The 16,855-nt window shown below is 54.7% G+C and carries 16 protein-coding genes and 1 tRNA gene; 12 read left to right on the plus strand and 5 right to left on the minus strand.

Annotated features, from left to right (window positions below):
* Nucleotides 1-125 precede the first annotated feature (125 nt).
* The 5 genes from M0646_RS09990 to M0646_RS10010 all read left to right on the plus strand — a co-directional run bounded on the left by M0646_RS09990 (nt 126) and on the right by M0646_RS10010 (nt 3,960).
* Complete coding sequence (locus tag M0646_RS09990; RefSeq protein WP_286649602.1) at nt 126-3,131, plus strand: CHASE2 domain-containing protein; 3,006 nt, start codon at nt 126-128, stop codon at nt 3,129-3,131.
* A gap of 139 nt (nt 3,132-3,270) precedes the next feature.
* Complete coding sequence (gene psbE / locus M0646_RS09995) at nt 3,271-3,525, plus strand: cytochrome b559 subunit alpha (protein WP_149820457.1); 255 nt, start codon at nt 3,271-3,273, stop codon at nt 3,523-3,525.
* A 7-nt stretch (nt 3,526-3,532) separates the two neighbouring features.
* On the plus strand, nt 3,533-3,670 hold the full coding sequence (gene psbF / locus M0646_RS10000; protein ID WP_011057382.1) for a cytochrome b559 subunit beta: 138 nt from the start codon (nt 3,533-3,535) through the stop codon (nt 3,668-3,670).
* Between the two features lie 12 nt (nt 3,671-3,682).
* Entirely contained in the window at nt 3,683-3,796 is a 114-nt protein-coding gene (locus tag M0646_RS10005; RefSeq protein WP_149820459.1) for a photosystem II reaction center protein L, read from the plus strand.
* A gap of 44 nt (nt 3,797-3,840) precedes the next feature.
* A complete protein-coding gene (locus M0646_RS10010) occupies nt 3,841-3,960 on the plus strand; it encodes a photosystem II reaction center protein J (RefSeq protein WP_099798822.1) in 120 nt (39 codons plus the stop codon).
* On the opposite strand, the gene M0646_RS10015 is transcribed toward M0646_RS10010, so the two are convergent.
* Complete coding sequence (locus tag M0646_RS10015) at nt 3,957-4,853, minus strand: sugar ABC transporter permease (RefSeq protein ID WP_315863168.1); 897 nt, start codon at nt 4,851-4,853, stop codon at nt 3,957-3,959. The genes M0646_RS10010 and M0646_RS10015 overlap by 4 nt on opposite strands.
* 73 nt (nt 4,854-4,926) lie before the next feature.
* Here M0646_RS10015 and M0646_RS10020 point away from each other — a divergent pair, with 73 nt between their 5' ends.
* From M0646_RS10020 to M0646_RS10035, 4 genes are all read left to right on the plus strand, one after another.
* Entirely contained in the window at nt 4,927-5,961 is a 1,035-nt protein-coding gene (locus M0646_RS10020) for a ribose-phosphate pyrophosphokinase (protein WP_315863169.1), read from the plus strand.
* 45 nt (nt 5,962-6,006) lie between these two features.
* On the plus strand, nt 6,007-7,563 hold the full coding sequence (gene purH / locus M0646_RS10025) for a bifunctional phosphoribosylaminoimidazolecarboxamide formyltransferase/IMP cyclohydrolase (RefSeq protein WP_286649604.1): 1,557 nt from the start codon (nt 6,007-6,009) through the stop codon (nt 7,561-7,563).
* Between the two features lie 9 nt (nt 7,564-7,572).
* Nucleotides 7,573-8,667: a metallophosphoesterase gene (locus M0646_RS10030; protein ID WP_286649605.1), complete on the plus strand. Its 1,095-nt coding sequence runs from the start codon at nt 7,573-7,575 to the stop codon at nt 8,665-8,667.
* An 84-nt stretch (nt 8,668-8,751) separates the two neighbouring features.
* Nucleotides 8,752-9,891 carry an AI-2E family transporter gene (locus M0646_RS10035; protein WP_399373857.1) on the plus strand — a complete coding sequence of 380 codons (1,140 nt, stop codon included), beginning with the start codon at nt 8,752-8,754 and terminating at the stop codon, nt 9,889-9,891.
* Between the two features lie 1,252 nt (nt 9,892-11,143).
* On the opposite strand, the gene apcD is transcribed toward M0646_RS10035, so the two are convergent.
* Nucleotides 11,144-11,629, minus strand: a complete 486-nt coding sequence (gene apcD, locus M0646_RS10045) for an allophycocyanin subunit alpha-B (protein ID WP_190278062.1) — start codon at nt 11,627-11,629, stop codon at nt 11,144-11,146.
* A 197-nt stretch (nt 11,630-11,826) separates the two neighbouring features.
* Here apcD and serS point away from each other — a divergent pair, with 197 nt between their 5' ends.
* The 3 genes from serS to M0646_RS10060 all read left to right on the plus strand — a co-directional run bounded on the left by serS (nt 11,827) and on the right by M0646_RS10060 (nt 14,579).
* The gene (gene serS / locus M0646_RS10050) at nt 11,827-13,119 is read left to right on the plus strand and encodes a serine--tRNA ligase (protein ID WP_286625570.1); all 1,293 of its coding nucleotides are present in this window, start codon (nt 11,827-11,829) and stop codon (nt 13,117-13,119) included.
* Nucleotides 13,113-14,459: a UDP-N-acetylmuramoyl-tripeptide--D-alanyl-D-alanine ligase gene (gene murF / locus M0646_RS10055; RefSeq protein ID WP_399374384.1), complete on the plus strand. Its 1,347-nt coding sequence runs from the start codon at nt 13,113-13,115 to the stop codon at nt 14,457-14,459. Before serS ends, murF begins: the two co-directional genes overlap by 7 nt.
* A gap of 48 nt (nt 14,460-14,507) precedes the next feature.
* Nucleotides 14,508-14,579: transfer RNA gene (locus tag M0646_RS10060), tRNA-Asn, on the plus strand.
* 83 nt (nt 14,580-14,662) lie between these two features.
* On the opposite strand, the gene M0646_RS10065 is transcribed toward M0646_RS10060, so the two are convergent.
* The 3 genes from M0646_RS10065 to M0646_RS10075 form a co-directional block, all read right to left on the minus strand.
* The gene (locus M0646_RS10065) at nt 14,663-14,794 is read right to left on the minus strand and encodes a hypothetical protein (protein ID WP_286625572.1); all 132 of its coding nucleotides are present in this window, start codon (nt 14,792-14,794) and stop codon (nt 14,663-14,665) included.
* 118 nt (nt 14,795-14,912) lie between these two features.
* Nucleotides 14,913-15,821, minus strand: coding sequence for a MoxR family ATPase (locus M0646_RS10070; protein ID WP_149820480.1), 909 nt, complete (start codon nt 15,819-15,821; stop codon nt 14,913-14,915).
* On the minus strand, nt 15,814-16,761 hold the full coding sequence (locus M0646_RS10075) for a bifunctional riboflavin kinase/FAD synthetase (RefSeq protein ID WP_149820482.1): 948 nt from the start codon (nt 16,759-16,761) through the stop codon (nt 15,814-15,816). Before M0646_RS10075 ends, M0646_RS10070 begins: the two co-directional genes overlap by 8 nt.
* Nucleotides 16,762-16,855: the final 94 nt, after the last annotated feature.

Genomic DNA, 16,855 nt, shown 5'->3' on the forward strand with positions numbered 1-16,855 from the left:
TGGAGTGGGCAGGATGTTAAAAGTTGTCCTCGTAAATTTGCCGATCGCCCGTGGTGTAGGTCAGGATAGAAGCGAAACTGCTCTTAGCATCTTTCAGCCTCAGCAGAACAGCCCCAATTTGTGCCATGATCCCTGTCTCCATCCCTGATTATCTTAAACGCGCTCTACCGGCGGCCATTGCCACGGCGATCGCCACCGTGGGTGTCCTTGCGCTGCGAGTGGGTGGCCTGCTGGAACCGTTGGAATTAAGAGTCTATGACCAATGGCTGCGCTGGCGATCGACACCGGCCACGTCCCAGCGACTGCTGATTGTTGAGATTACCGAGGCTGATATTCAAACCCTCAAGCAGTACCCAATTCCTGACGAAGTGCTCATTCAGGCCGTCAACGAATTGCAGGAGTACCAACCCAAGGTCATTGGCATTGACATTTTTCGCGATTTTCCGGTGTCCGATCGCTTCAAGCCGCCAACCGATGTGCTGCCCTCCCTCGGACGGGTGATGATGACCCAGCCCAACACCGTTATTGTCTGTAAAGTGGGGGGCGAAACGGATGCCGGAATTGCCCCTCCCGCTGGACTGCTAAATGATCAGGTGGGATTTGCGGACATTCCCATTGATGAGGATGGCGTGGTGCGGCGGGCGATTTTGGCAACTCAACCCGAAGCCAGCGATCGCTGCTCCACCCCTCAATCCTTTGCCCTTGCCTTGGCGCGTGTTTTTCTGGGGACTCATCCCCAAGCTGTGACTGAGAACCGCCTTGACTTAGGAACGGCTCGCTTTCAGGCCTTAACCAGCAACTGGGGGGGCTACAACAACCTAGATGCCGCGGGGTTTCAAATCCTCATCAACTACGCCCACCCAACCCAGCCCTATGAAACCGTCACCCTGAGCGAAGTGCTGACAGGTCAAGTGCTGCCCTCTAAGGTGCGCGATCGCGCCGTCCTCATTGGCCTCACTGGCAGTAGTAGTAACGATAAGTTTTTGATTCCGATTACCCTGCCGGGGCAAACCAACCGCCTCACCCCCGGTGTTGTGGTTCAAGCAGCGATCCTTGAAGATTTGCTAGCAGCGGCTCTGGATAACCGTTTTCCAATTGGTACATGGCCACAGGAGGCGATCGCCCTTTGGATTCTGGCTTGGTCTGGCCTTGGTGCCCTGATCATCGCCAAGGGACAGCGCTGGGTGATTGTGCCACTGTTGGTTGCTGGGGGACTGGGTCTCAGTGGCCTGACATTCCTCCTCTTTTTACAGGGGAGTTGGCTTCCGCTGGTGGCGCCTCTGGTTGGCTTTGGCAGTGCGGCGGTTTTGATGCTGGGCTATCGTGCCTTCAGTCCTAGAGAATCCACCCCTACCCCCTCTACACCGACGGCTGTCCCCAGTAGCCGCTCAGCAACTCCCTTGGAGTTAATGACTGAAGGCATCAGTCAATCAACCACACCTGAATCAGCCCCCATTCTGGAAATCCCCGAAACCTCGCCAACAGAAGTCTCTCGCCTAGAGACGGATGCCAATGCAACGGTGCTGCAACCGGAAACAGCAATTTCCTTTACCCCCATCGAACCCACCCCACCCCTTGGAGATAAACCCCACACGGCACCCACCCTCCTCACCTCCGTCGTTGATCAAATTCCCCCCACAGAGATCCGCGAGACACCACCACAATCCATCACTGAGAGGGAAACCTTCTTAGTGGTTCACCCTGAGGACGCTGCCACTGCCGCCACCGAATTGCCAGAAACTCCCACAACTGCTCCTGAACCTACCCATGTTGAGCTTCCTGAAACCCAGAGGGTGGTTCCTACCCCGCAGCCAACAGTTCCCTCAGAGATCCCCTCGACACTGCGCCCTGACTTACCCGAAACGCAACTCACCCTACCTGAGCCACTAACTACCCCAGAACTGACCTCGATGCCCTCAACCCAATTTGCAACCAGTGTGGACTTGCCTGAAACCCAACTATCAGTACCTGAGGCCGTGAGTCTAGCAGAAGTCACCTCAACTCCCGATGGGGAGACCCCTGAAACACCACTGGACATCACCTCAACTCCACCCACCCAATTTACAACCAGCGCAGATTTGCCCGAAACCCAATTGTCAATCCCAGCCACCCCCAAGGGAGACCTACCAGCAACCCAGCCATCCAACCCTGACCCCTTAACCGCGGCGCCTGTGGATGCCACCCAGCGGCCAGAGGTGATTCCCACCACGACAGTCCCCTCGCCGCCCCCCCCAACCACAGAGACACAAACACCGAGCGGCACCCAACCCAAAACCACCGTCATTTCTGACATCAGCGAAGAACCCAGTGAACCCTTACCACAAACTGTGGGGGGACGCTACCGTGTCCTCAGTCAACTAGGCGAAGGGGGATTTGGGCGCACGTTCTTGGCTGCGGATTTACATCTGCCAGATCATCCGATCTGCGTGGTCAAGCAGTTGGTGCCCTCCCGTAAGGATGAGCGTTTTTTGGCTATTGCCCGTCGCCTCTTTCAGCGGGAAGCAGAAACCTTAGCCCAATTGGGTCAACACGAGCGTATCCCTCGATTACTGGCTTACTTTGAAGAGGGGGGATATTTCTATCTCACCCAAGAGTATGTGGATGGGGAATCCCTCAAGGAGGAGTTTGCAAAGAAAATTACCCTCTCCCAAGCCGAAGCCCTCACCATTCTCAAGAGTATTCTGGAAATTTTGCAGTATGTGCATCAGTTTGGGGTGGTGCATCGCGACATTAAGCCTGCTAATATCATGCGCCGCCGCAGTGATCAACAACTGTTTTTGATTGACTTTGGGGCGGTACGCCATGTCCAGCCCGAGGATTTGCTCCAGCACGGCAAATATACGATCTCCATTGGTACCCGTGGCTATGCCCCTAGCGAGCAAATGGCAGGACGACCGGTGATTGCCAGTGATATTTACTCTTTGGGCATGGTTATTGTTGAAGGTCTGACGGGACTCGCCCCGATGGATTTGCCCTCTGATCGCAACACGGGTGATATGATTTGGCAGCCGGGACGGCATCTTTCGCCGCAGTTTGTTGCCATTATCAATAAAATGATCAAGTATAACTTTCGCGATCGCTACCAGAGTGCTGCAGAAGTGCTCACCGATTTGGCCAAGGCTGGACTTTAGGCCTATAGACCCAAGTTTTAGCGCTGTAGAGGGGGCTTGCAGTTCTTATTTATGCGACTCAATCGTTGTGAAAAAAGGCTGTATGATAGATAGTACCGTTTCCTTTTTTTAACATTAGACACTTTGGAGGCATCGCAACGTGGCTGGAACGACAGGAGAACGACCATTTTCCGACATTATTACCAGTGTCCGTTATTGGGTGATTCATAGCATCACCATTCCGGCGTTGTTCATTGCTGGCTGGCTCTTTGTCAGCACCGGTTTGGCCTATGATGTGTTTGGCACACCACGCCCCGATAGCTACTATGCTCAGGAACAGCGGTCGATTCCTCTTGTGACCGATCGCTTTCAAGCTAAACAACAAGTTGAAACCTTCTTAGAACAGGTGAAGTAGGATTGCCATGACCAGTAATACCCCCAATCAAGAACCCGTTTCTTACCCAATTTTTACGGTCCGCTGGGTGGCCGTTCACACCCTTGCTGTGCCCACGATTTTCTTCCTCGGGGCGATCGCGGCAATGCAGTTTATCCAACGTTAGGAAGGTGCAGCCATGGAACCGAATCCCAACCGTCAGCCGGTCGAACTGAATCGCACATCCCTGTACCTAGGGTTGCTGCTGATCTTCGTCCTTGCGTTGCTCTTTTCAAGCTACTTCTTTAACTAAATTTCTTCTCTATAACTGAATCTGCTTAGGAGGAATTGATCATGTTGTCTGAAGGCGGACGCATTCCCCTCTGGGTTGTGGCCACGGTGGCCGGCATGGGAGTGATTGTCATTGTCGGGCTGTTTTTCTACGGTGCCTACGCTGGTCTTGGCTCCTCTCTCTAGAGATTGGGGTCTTGGCGCGTACGCAATTGTAGCCAGATCAGTCCAAAGGTGACTCCCAAAAGAACCGTTGCTGCCGCAGCGGCATAGCCAAAGTCAAATAACGCGAAGGCCTGTTGGTAAATATAAAATACCAGCAGGTTTGTTGTATCTAAGGGGCCGCCACCGGTCACCACATAGACCTGTTCAAAACTGCGCAATGTGAAAATCGTTGTTGTGACAAACACCAAAATTAAGGTGGGTCGCAACCCCGGCAGCGTAACGTAGCGAAACTGTTGCCAAGCATTGGCACCATCGAGAAGTGCCGCCTCATAGCGATCGCGGGGAATCGTTTGCAACCCCGCTAAAAAGACCACTAAATTAAACCCCAATTGCTTCCAGCTACTGAGCAAAATCAGCACTGGCATTGCCCAAGCGGGATCACTCAGCCAAGCAATCGGTTGTCCCCCCAAGGTTTGCACCAGTTGATTCACCGGGCCATCGGTTTGAAACAGCCAACGAAACCCTAAACCCGCCGCCACAATCGAGGTCATTGTTGGTAAAAAGTAGGCCGTGCGCAGCAGATCCCGTCCCCTGATCCCTTGGTTAAGACCCACCGCCAAGAGTAAGGGCAGCACAATCGTCGGTAGCACCGTTGCCCCTGTGAAATAGAGGGTATTGCCAATCACTTGCCAAAAGTCTGGACTCAGGAGCAATTGCTGATAATTTTGCAGCCCAACCCAACGCACCCCTTCTTGACTAAAACTCCCCGTCGTAAAACTAAGATAGACAAGGTACAAAATCGGCAAAAAAACAAAAATTGTCAGAAACAAAAGTGCAGGTAAAAGGAATAACCAAGCGACCCCTATCGGTGACAAAAAAACATCCCCCAATCGTGGGAATTGCGATCGCGCCATTGGCAAAGCTGATGACCTCAAAATTCATCTTTCTATAAATTCAATCCTAGGGTAGTGGCTCCCAAAATTGGAAATGATAAGATCAAAGTCAAAACGCACGCCATCTTGGGGAGATGCTGTGATTCACACTGCGCCATTGCCCACGACTACCCCCTCTCACATTTCTGATCATAGTCGTCTAAAGCTGTTTTCGGGTTCTGCCAACACTGCCCTTGCTCAGGAAATTGCCCGCTACCTCGGTATTGATCTCGGCCCAATGGTGCGCAAGCGATTTGCTGATGGCGAGCTGTACGTGCAGATTCAAGAATCCATTCGCGGTTGTGATGTCTATCTGATCCAGCCCTGTTGCCGACCCGTCAATGACCACCTGATGGAACTGCTGATCATGGTGGATGCCTGCCGCCGCGCTTCAGCCCGCCAAGTGACTGCGGTGATTCCCTACTATGGCTATGCCCGTGCCGATCGCAAGACCGCTGGCCGCGAGTCCATTACCGCCAAACTAGTAGCCAACCTGATTACGCAAGCGGGAGCGAGTCGCGTTTTGGCCATGGATCTGCACTCAGCGCAAATTCAAGGCTACTTTGACATTCCCGTGGATCATGTCTATGGTTCACCCGTACTCCTTGACTACCTGCGCAGCAAAAATCTTGAGGATATTGTGGTGGTGTCCCCCGACGTGGGTGGGGTGGCTCGTGCCCGTGCCTTTGCCAATAAGCTTGATGATGCGCCCCTCGCCATTATTGATAAACGACGCCAAGCCCACAATGTGGCCGAAGTGATGAACGTGGTGGGGGATGTTAAGGGCAAGACAGCGGTGCTCGTGGATGACATGATTGATACAGCCGGCACGATTTTAGAAGGAGCACGGTTACTGCGGCGGGAAGGTGCCAAGGAAGTCTATGCCTGTGCCACCCATGCGGTTTTTTCACCGCCAGCGATTGAGCGACTCCAAGGGGGCGATTTTGAAGAGGTGATTGTCACCAACACGATTCCTGTACCGGAGACGCAACGCTTTCCCCAACTCACGGTGCTGTCGGTGGCGAGTATTCTCGGCGAAACCATTTGGCGCATTCATGAAGATAGCTCTGTGAGCAGTATGTTCCGCTAAAACCGCTAAAATAGGTGTTCTTAGTCGCCTAGGAGGATTGCAGGCATGGGGCGAATTGCCTTACTCAGCACCAGCAATAAGCAGGGACTGGTGGCGTTGGCTACGGCCTTGGTGCAGGAGTTTGGCTTTACGCTCCTGAGTAGTGGTGGCACCGCAAAGACCTTACAGGCAGCGGGGATTCCCGTGACAACGGTCTCGGAGTACACAGGGGCACCGGAAATCCTTGGTGGGCGGGTCAAGACCCTGCATCCCAAAATTCACGGCGGTATTTTGGCACGGCGCGATCGCCCCGAAGACGAGGCTGATCTGCAAGCCCAAGGGATTCATCCGATTGATCTGGTGGTTGTCAATCTCTATCCCTTTGCCGAAACAATTGCCCAGCCCAACGTGACCCTTGCCCAGGCGATCGAGCAAATTGATATTGGTGGGCCGACGCTGATTCGCGCTGCTGCCAAAAACCATGCCCATGTGACAGTATTGGTGGATCCCAGCCAGTATGAAACTTACCTTCAGGAATTACGATTACACGGGGAAGCTCAACCTGCTTTTCGCCTTGCCTGTGCCCAGCGGGCGTTTGCGCTGACGGCCAGTTACGATCAGGCGATCGCCGAGTATCTCCAAGAAATCACGTCCCCTGGTACTGAACCAGAAATTCTGCCGCCGGTCTTCCACCTGACGGGGCAGCAAAAACAAGTCCTGCGCTATGGCGAAAACCCCCATCAACGGGCTGCTTGGTACATGAGTGGGGCACACCCCACTGGTTGGGCAGCCGCCGACCTGCTTCAGGGCAAAGAACTTAGCTACAACAACCTGCTGGATCTAGAAGCGGCACGGGCGGTGATCAGTGAATTTTTAGGGGAGGGTGCCCCCACTGCCGTCATTATCAAACACACGAATCCCTGTGGCGTGGCTGAGGGCAAAACCCTTGTGGAGGCCTACGAGCGCGCCTTGGCTGCCGATAGGGTCTCTGCCTTTGGCGGCATTGTTGCTCTCAATCGCCCCTTGGATGTGGCTACCGCTGAAGCCCTGACCCGTACCTTTTTAGAGTGTGTGGTGGCTCCCGCCTGTGAGGAAGCGGCACTGCCGATCCTGAAAACCAAGCCCAAGATGCGGGTTCTCACCTTACCTGAATTGCATACGGCTCCCACCACGGCGATTCAAACCATTGCTGGCGGCTTTCTTGTCCAAGATATTCACCCCGTCCCCATTGATCCAGAGGCGTGGCAAGTGGTCACCGCCACCGCCCCTCGTCCAGAGTTGATGGCGGAACTGATCTTTGCCTGGAAAGTGGTGAAACACGTTAAGTCCAATGCCATTGTGGTCAGTCGCGATCGCCAGACCCGCGGCATTGGCGCCGGTCAAATGAATCGGGTGGGTGCTGTACACATTGCCCTCAGGGAGGCCGGTGAGGCTGCCCGCGGCGCTGTGCTGGCCAGTGATGGCTTTTTCCCCTTTGCCGATTCCGTGCAAGCCGCTGCCCTTGCTGGTATTGCCGCCATTATTCAACCGGGGGGCAGTTTGCGGGATAATGAGTCTATCCAAGCAGCCAATGAAGCGGGAATTGCCATGGTCTTTACCAACCGGCGACACTTCCGCCACTAGGAAATAGCGATGGCGGTGCGACTCGGCATTATCAGTGATCCCCACATCGCCCTGCCGGAGACAATTCCGACAGATTATCCCCCCATTTTTCTCTACGAAGTCAGTATCCCTGCCTTTGAAGCTGCCGTTGCCCATCTCCTAGAGTTAGGCATTGACGCCCTATTGATTCCCGGTGACCTGACGCGGGATGGCGAAATCCTTAACCATCGCTGGCTTAGCACCTATCTGCAAACCCTGCCCATTCCCTGCTATGTGATTCCGGGGAATCACGATGTGCCTCTGCCGCTAGGAGATCACAAGCGTATTGGCTGGGCTGACTTTCCGCAGTGGTATCCCCATGCGGGCTATGGCAAGGGCGCCAAGCATTACTATCAAGCCCTGCTCGCAGACAACCTGCAACTGATTGCCCTCAATTCCAACCAATTTAGCCCGACGGGTCAGCAGATGGGGGCAGTCGATCAAGGACAACTGGCATGGTTGGCGGCTCTATTGGCAAAACCTTTTGCCGGGCTGCGCCTTGTAATGATTCACCACAATGTCCTTGAGCATTGGCCACAACAGAGCCAAAGTCCGATGGGGCAGCGCTACCTCTTGGAGAATCGGGTGGAACTCCTCAACCTCCTGCGATCGGCGGGGGTGGCCTTGGTCTTAACCGGACATCTCCATGTCCAAGATATTGCCTATGAGCAGGGGCTGTTTGATCTAACGACGGGTTCCCTCGTCAGCTATCCCCATCCCTATCGCCGGCTCATTTTGCAGCAACATCCCCAAGGGGGCTGGCAAGTGGATGTGGAATCCTACCGCATTGAATCCCTGAAGACCCATCCCACCTTGAGTGATCTCTCCCGCCAATGGATGCTGCAGCGGGGTGCGGGGTTTATGGTGCGCTTTCTCACCTTACCGCCCTTTAATTTATCGGAAACTGAGGCCCAGCCCCTCGCCCAAGCCCTATCGTCCCTCTGGCCAGAAATTGCCCAAGGAGATACCCAAGTCACACTACCGACCCTACCCGAACCCTTGGCTGCCTACTTTGCCCAGTTTAACCACAGAGCACCAGCGGAGTATCCCCAGCTGCGGGACAACAATACGGTCTTTGTCATTTAGCACCTCGCAATTCCTTTGGTTGGGATGGTAGAGTCCCAAAACCTGCTCTAATAGGGGGTTGAGGCACGAATTGGACGCAAAGTAGTGACGTTTGGTCAGTGGATTGGCTTGCTGGTACTGGGGGTGTGTCTCTACATCCTCTGGGAAATTCGCCAAGTGTTACTCTTGGTCTTTTTGGCGGTGGTCTTGGCAACGGCACTCAACTGGCTGCAACTGCGACTCCAGAGCTGGGGACTACAACGAGGCCGGGCGATCGCCATCAGTATTAGCTTGACTTTCCTGATCATCTTTGGTTTCTTTTGGATGATCATTCCCCCCTTTTTGCAGGAAGCACAGCAACTGGGTGTATTGATTCCCAAGGGGTTAGGACGGGTGGAAGCATGGCTGGATGAGATGGCTTACCTTTTACCAAGTAGCGGCTTTGATGATACCCCTTTCATTAATCGGCTGATTACCCAGTTAGAGCCATTCCTTGAGCAAATCTTTAATAACTTCCTTGCCCTCTTTTCCAATACACTGGCGGTCCTACTAAATACGCTGTTGGTCTTGGTGCTGACGGTGATGCTAGTGATTGATCCTCAACCCTACCGTCGGGGATTCATTCGCCTCTTTCCAGCGTTTTATCGGTCTCGCATTGACACGATTCTCACCGAAAGTGAACAGGCGCTCTTGGCATGGCTGGCGGGCACAGGCTTGAATATGCTGGTCATTGGTGTGGTCAGTGGCATTGCTCTTGCGCTACTGGGGGTGCGGTTGGTCTTGGCCAATGCTTTCTTGGCCGGTCTGCTGGAGGCGATTCCCAATATTGGCCCTGCCCTGAGTGTGATTCCGCCGATGATCATTGCTTTTATTGACAATCCGTGGCGGGCGGTGGCCGTTCTCATTGCCTACATTGTGATTCAACAGTTGGAGCAATACCTGCTGGTGCCTGTCGTCATGGCCAAACAGGTGGCTCTACTGCCCGCTGTGACGCTGGTGTCACAAATTGTTTTTGCCATTTTCTTTGGCTTTCTGGGCTTACTGCTGGCACTGCCTCTGGTGATTGTGGGTCAAATTTGGTTTACAGAAATTGTGCTCAAGGACATTCTCGATCGCTGGCAGCCCAGCCCGCCACCTGCAGGGTCAAATCCACCAATTTTGCCGCTGCCCCCGCCGCCCCCACCTGCTGCCGCAAATCCTGCCGCATCTGATGCAATTTCTGAGGATGGCTCAATAGAGACTTAATCTGATCAGCAACCACCGCCGGCTCAATCGGACCCACCAGTTCCGGTACAATTTCTCTGCCCGCCCAGATATTCGGCCACGCCTTGTAGCCGAGACCCTGTTTCACTAAGTCCCAATCTATCTCTGGCGATCGCCACAACTGCCAAAACCGCCGCCAGCCCAATCCCTTGGCCACCAGTGCCCAAAACACCAGCACCGTCCACTGTCGCCCGATCGCTGGCAAGCCCACCAGCAACCCGGCTAACCCATCCCAAGGGTGTGCCCGCTGTACCCGCAGTTGTTGGGCCGGCAAAAGAACAATCATCGGCACATTCAAGGCGGCCAGTTCAGCGGTATTGGCGCCAACGGTTGTCACACAGAGGGCAACCTGCCGCAGCAGGGGATAGTTGGGTAACTGCTGCCAGAGATAGACCTTCGTACCCCTCGGCGTCTCCAGATAGGGTAGCCCTTCACTGGGTTGGATGAGTGTCGCCGTCGTGCCCTCAACGTGCTTGAGTTCAGGGTTAAAGCGGGGATCGGCGTAGCAACTGAGGGTCTTGAGCGTCAGGGTGGGTGCCACGGGAATCACACACTGAATCGGGGGATGAGCAGCAGCTAAATGGTCGGCGATCGCCAGCGAAAGGGGCACCCCCAGCTTGAGCTTATTGGGCTTGGAACCCACCATCAGACCCACAAGGGAAGCATCTGAAGCAACGCCTAACTGTTGGCGCACATCAGGCAGAGAATCGAGGGCAAGGGCTTGCACATCAGTCATCAGATCCCCCACCACCGCCACCTTGGCTCTTGTTTTGCCCACGGGGAGCGGACGCCGCAACCCAATGCCATCCACCCACCCTTGCCAGCGTGCCTGCCACTCACAATAGAGCACACAGCGATAGCCCAGACGCTTGGCCAACAGCACCGCAAAGAGCTGATCGCCCCCCAAGAAAACCACAACCCCTTCGGCAAACCAATCCCAATTACTACAGGTGGTCTTTGTGCGCAGGAGGTGCCAAAACTCTGTGGCCGGCAGCACCCGATCCACCTCCGCATAGCGGCGCGCAATCTCCGCTTCTTGACCACTGGCATGGGGACAGGGAACAATGACCACTGAAACCCGCAGCCCCTCTCTGACCTGTTGCCGCAGCGTTGTTACAAAGGGATACACCCAAGTGGCCAGTTCACCGGGGCCATTGCTGACAACTACAATTTCAAGGGGAGATGTCATGGGTTGTGTTCCCCTTGAATGCAGAATTGGCTGCCGTCAGTCTCCCTAGGACATTTCTTGAATAATGTAGTCAAAGTAGGGTGCCGCCACTTCAGCATCTTCAGTGCTTAGCAGTGCCAAGGAGGCGTCCTTGAGGCAACGAATGGCTTCTGCCATCCCTGTCATCGGCACACCAAGGGAGTTATACATTTCCCGCACCCCAATAATACCCGTGCGCTCAATGGGGTCTTTGTCACCCGCGAGGATGCCATAGGTAATCAGGCGCATGTACCAGCCATAGTCGCGCAGACAGAGGGCACGCTGTTTCTGGCCGTAGGCATTGCCCCCCGGTGAGATGAAGTCAGGCCGCTTCTGCCACAGTTGTTTGCTGGCTTGCTCAACAATGCGTTTCTCATTTTCGGCCAGTGTCGTGGCAATGCGGAGGCGTTGCTCACCCGTTTGGAAAAAGTCACTAATCGTCTGGAGTTCGCCCGTGGTGGGGTAGCGCAATTCATCGTCCGCTTTAAGAAGAACCTGACTAATGACACTCATATTGCTAACACCGCTTAATACATCCCTCATTTTAGAGGACGGCGACCCCTTGTTGACGCCACTCCTGATCAAAATCTCGACGGTTGATAGAGGAATTTAGCGGTGTCGATGGCAAACCACAGCAAGACAGCCCCCTAGAGCCAATCTGCTCCCTTGGTGATAGGATCAATGCGGTTTGCACTGGTTTTCGTCCACCTGTGATTGATCTCAAACAACTGCGAGAAAATCCCCAAGCCTTTGGCGATCGCCTGCGGCGGCGCGGCGGTGACTTTGACCTCGACCGCATTTTAGAGTTGGATGCGCAGCAGCGACAGCTGGAACAACAGCGATCGCGCCTCCAAGCCCGCAGTAACGAAATTGGTGCCCTCGTCGGCAAAAAGATCAAATCCGGCGTTGCCGCCACTGACCCCGAAATTCAAGCCCTCAAGGCCGAGGCCAACGATCTCAAGCAGCAACTCAGTGATCTTGAACCCCAAGAACGGCAACTTAAGGAAGAATTGGAACGCCTGCTGCTAACGATTCCCAACCCCCCCAGTGAGACCACCCCCATTGGCCGCGATGAAACCGAAAACGTTGAGGTACGCCGCTGGGGTGAGGAGTATAAACCGAGCCAGCCTTGTCAGCCCCACTGGGACATTGCCACTCAATTGGGACTCTGGGATGTGGAGCGATCGGTGAAAGTAGCGCAGAGTCGCTTTGTTACCCTAGTGGGCATGGGGGCTGCCCTTGAGCGAGCCTTGATCCAATTTATGCTTGATACCCACCGCGATCGCGGCTATGTGGAGGTCTTGCCGCCCTTGTTGGTCAATAGTGCCTCGCTGACGGGAACGGGGCAGTTACCCAAATTTGCCGAGGAAAGTTTTCGCTGTGCCGATGATGATCTCTGGCTGATTCCGACAGCGGAAGTGCCGGTGACGAATCTCTACCGCGATGAAATTTTAGCTGCCGATCAATTGCCCATTTACCACTGTGCCTACACCCCCTGTTTTCGCCGTGAAGCGGGCAGTTATGGCAAAGATACACGCGGCCTGATTCGCCTACACCAATTCAACAAAGTGGAGTTGGTCAAGTTTGTTCACCCGGAAACCTCTGCCGCTGAACATGAAGCCCTTGTGGCCGATGCCGAGTTTATTCTCCAAGCCCTGCAGTTGCCCTATCGAGTGATTGAACTGTGTACTGGCGATTTGGGCTTTGGCGCCATGAAGTGCTACGACTTAGAGGTGTGGCTGCCCGCTGCCGGCTGTTACCGCGAAATTTCCAGTTGCTCCAATTTTGGCGATTTCCAAGCGCGGCGTGCCAAGATTCGCTTCAAAGAAGCCAAGCAAAAAGGGACACAGTTTGTCCACACCCTTAATGGCTCTGGCCTAGCCGTTGGACGAACCATGGCAGCTATTCTTGAAAACTACCAACAACCCGATGGGACGGTGCGGGTACCGGCGGTGCTGCAACCTTACTTGAAGTGCAGCCACATTGGCGGGGCAACATCGTGAACACCACCCTCGGGGCGATCGCCCAAGCTTTGGGGTTAGATACAACTCATCCAGATCTGCCAATCACAGGCATTTGCACTGACTCCCGCCAAATCGCAACTGGCAATCTCTTTGTTGCTCTGCGGGGGGAAACCTTTGATGGCCATCAATTTGTCGATCTGGCCGCCGCCGCCGGCGCGATCGCCCTAATTGTCGAGGTGCCGGTGTCTTCTGCTCTGCCACAACTTCAGGTAGCCAATACCCTAGCTGCCTATCAACGCTTGGGACAGTGGTGGCGGCAGCAATGTCCAGCCAAAGTCATTGCCGTCACTGGCTCCGTGGGCAAAACCACCACCAAGGAAATGATTGCCGCTGTCCTGAGTCACTATGGCGCCGTCCTCAAAACCGAAGCCAACTTCAATAACGAGATTGGCGTGCCCAAAACCCTTTTACAACTGGAACCCCACCACCAATTTGCCGTGATTGAAATGGGGATGCGGGCGCGCGGTGAAATTGCCCTTTTGAGCCAGATTGCCCAACCGGATGTTGCCGTGATTACCAATGTGGGTACTGCCCATATTGGCCGCCTCGGTTCCCGCGAAGCCATTGCCCAAGCCAAATGCGAACTGCTTGCCGAAATGCCCCAAGGGGGAACAGCCGTGCTCAATGCCGATAGTCCCCTACTTTTGCCGACAGCGGCGCAGGTCTGGTCAGGGCCCACGATTACCTATGGCCTTGAGGGGGGCACCCTACGGGGAATCTATCAACCGCCCCAAACCCTCCACGTGGATCAACGCACCTACACCGTTCCCCTTGCGGGGGCACACCATGCCTTGAACTTTCTGGCTGCCCTTGGGGTGTTGCAAGCCTTGAACTTAAAGAGCGATCGCCTACCCCGACAGTTGACGTTAGAATTGCCCAGTGGTCGGAGTGGCCGCTATCTCCTAGAGCCGGATATTCTGCTACTCGATGAAACCTACAATGCGGGTCTGGAATCCATGGTCGCCGCCTTGCATCTGTTGCGATCGCTCCCCGGTCAGCGGCATCTGGCAGTTCTTGGCTCCATGCGGGAACTAGGCACGTTTTCTCTCTCCTTCCATGAGCAGGTGGGAGCCACGGTTGCCCAATTAGACCTCGATGGCCTCTTAATTCTCGATAAAGGCGATGAAGGAGCAGCCCTTGCACGGGGGGCAGGGCGCGTTCCCAGTCAGCAATTTGCTTCCCATGAAGAATTGGTGGAGTACCTATTGCGGGAGTTGCAAGCGGGCGATCGCCTCCTCTTTAAGGCCTCCCATGCCGTTGCCTTGGATCGCGTAGTGAATGAACTGCGGCAGCGCTGGCCAAAACTTCAGGGCGGTTGAGACTTGCCAAGAGTAGTGAACTACGCTACATTAGAAAATCGTCAATATTCCTCAGTAGCTCAGCGGTAGAGCGGTCGGCTGTTAACCGATTGGTCGCTGGTTCGAATCCAGCCTGGGGAGTTTAATAACTTGAGCCACGATAGCGACGGCGGCGCTGCCCATCATCCTCTCCCTTTGGGGTTGGAGCTGTGTCGGCAACGGTGCTAATGTCCCGATATTGGGTATTGGGTGTGGCGGGTGGAGTAGCCAGAGGTGGCGGCGTGGGTGCTGCTGAGGATGTTGTGCCAAATTTCTCCCTGCTGTTGGAGGGCGTGTGTCATGAGTATCGTTGTCATCAATGCCTAAATCCTTCGACGGTTGCGAGGGCGATCGCGATGTTAAAAAGACTTAACACTACAATGACAGGTTGGCGATCGCAGAGATGTTCATAGAGAACAGTCGCGCCAACTCTCCCTAGGGAACGACTACCATTTCCAACAATTCTGCCACACAGGCTCGCCCTGAGCGCCCTGCTGCTGTAATCAAACGATGAGCTAGAACATGGGGGGCCAATTGCTTCACATCATCGGGGAGGACATAGTCACGGCCATTGAGCAAGGCCAAGGCCTGAGCTGTGCGCTGGAGCATCACGGTACCGCGAGGACTCACCCCCAAGGTAATGCGATCGCTCTCGCGGCTCGCCCGCACAAGGGCAAGAATGTACTTTTGCAAGACTGAATCTACCCGCACCTGTAGCACCTGCTGCCGCAACTGTTGGATCTCCGCCAAGCTGAGGCACGGTTCCAGTTGATTGACATCTAAGCCCCCCTGCACCCGTTGCAGCATTTGTAGTTCCTCTTCCTCGGTGGGGTAGCCCAAGCTAAAACACAGGGCAAAGCGATCCAACTGGGCTTCGGGCAGCGGAAAGGTGCCTTGGTATTCCACGGGGTTCTGGGTGGCAATGACAAAAAAGGGCTGGGGCAGGGGGTAGGTGACGCCATCAATGGTGACTTGGTACTCCTCCATGACCTCTAGGAGTGCCGATTGGGTGCGGGGTGTGGCGCGGTTAATTTCATCCGCCAGCAGGATATTGCAGAAGACAGGACCTGGGCGAAACTCAAACTCCGCTGTTTTGGGATTCCAGATATTGGTGCCCGATAAGTCCGTGGGCAGGAGATCGGGTGTGGCCTGGATGCGCTGAAAGGTACCCGCCAGCGATCGCGCCAAGGCCTTGGCCAAGAGGGTTTTTCCCACCCCCGGTACATCCTCCAGCAAAACGTGTCCCCCCGCCAGCAACCCCACTAGCATGAGTTCAATGGCAGCTTTTTTGCCCACCATGACCTGTCCAAGGTTATTGACCAGTCGCTGTAGGGGTTCACGCATAGGAGACCACTCGTTCAAGAAGATCAGCCGCTACTTGGCAATCGGCAGCAATTTGCGCCTGTAGGGCAGCCAAACTGGGAAACCGTACCTCTGGGCGAATAAAGGCCTCTAAATGAAGTGTGATCTCTTGATTGTAAAGATTTCCCTGCCAGTTGAATAGATGCACCTCTGTTGTCACTTGCCGACCCGTCACCGTCGGTCGCATCCCAATATTCACCACCCCCAATTGCTCAGTGGCAAACGCTGCCCCCGTAACGCGGCAAGCATAAACGCCGTGGCGAGGCAATAATTTGTCTGGGGGGAGGGCTAGATTGGCGGTGGGAAATCCCAACTGCCGTCCCAACTGTTCCCCTTGAATCACGGTGCCGGTCAATTGGTAGGGGCGTCCCAAAAGCTCCCGTGCCAAAGCCACATCTCCCTCGGCGAGGGCGGCCCTTACTGCTGAGCTACTGACGCGATCGCTCCCCCGACAATAGGGGGGCACAATATGCACTGGAATACCAAAGGCAGCACAGAGGGTGCGCAAATCCGCCGCCGTCCCCGATCGCCCACGGCCAAAGCCAAAATTAAAACCCACACTCAATACCTTGGCCTGCAACTGCTGTACCAAAATCTGCTCAACAAACTCCAAGGGCGACAGTTGGGCAAGAGCATGGGTAAAGGGCAGGACAATCACCTGCTCAATGCCATAGTGGTTCAAAAGGGCACGTTTTTCCGCCTCTGGGGTCAGCAGCAGGCGCTCTTCTCCCGTAAAAAATGCCTGCGGGTGGGGCGAAAACGTAATCACTGACCGGTAACAGTCGGGAGGCGCTGCTTCAACAAGCGTACGGATAACCTCTTGGTGCCCTCGATGGACACCGTCAAAATTGCCAAGGGCGATCGCCGTAGGAGTTTGCAAGGGTAGGCCGCTATTCAATTGACACAGGAAACATTTTGACACATTTAACCGCGGCGCAACAGTCTGGGAAAGTTTTTATTAAGATTTTCTATTCACGTCATAGAAGAACTTCTCTTGAATCCCCCAAGAGGCCTAT

Source organism: Thermosynechococcus sp. B3 (genome assembly GCF_030323045.1).
Taxonomy (GTDB): Bacteria; Cyanobacteriota; Cyanobacteriia; order Thermosynechococcales; family Thermosynechococcaceae; genus Thermosynechococcus.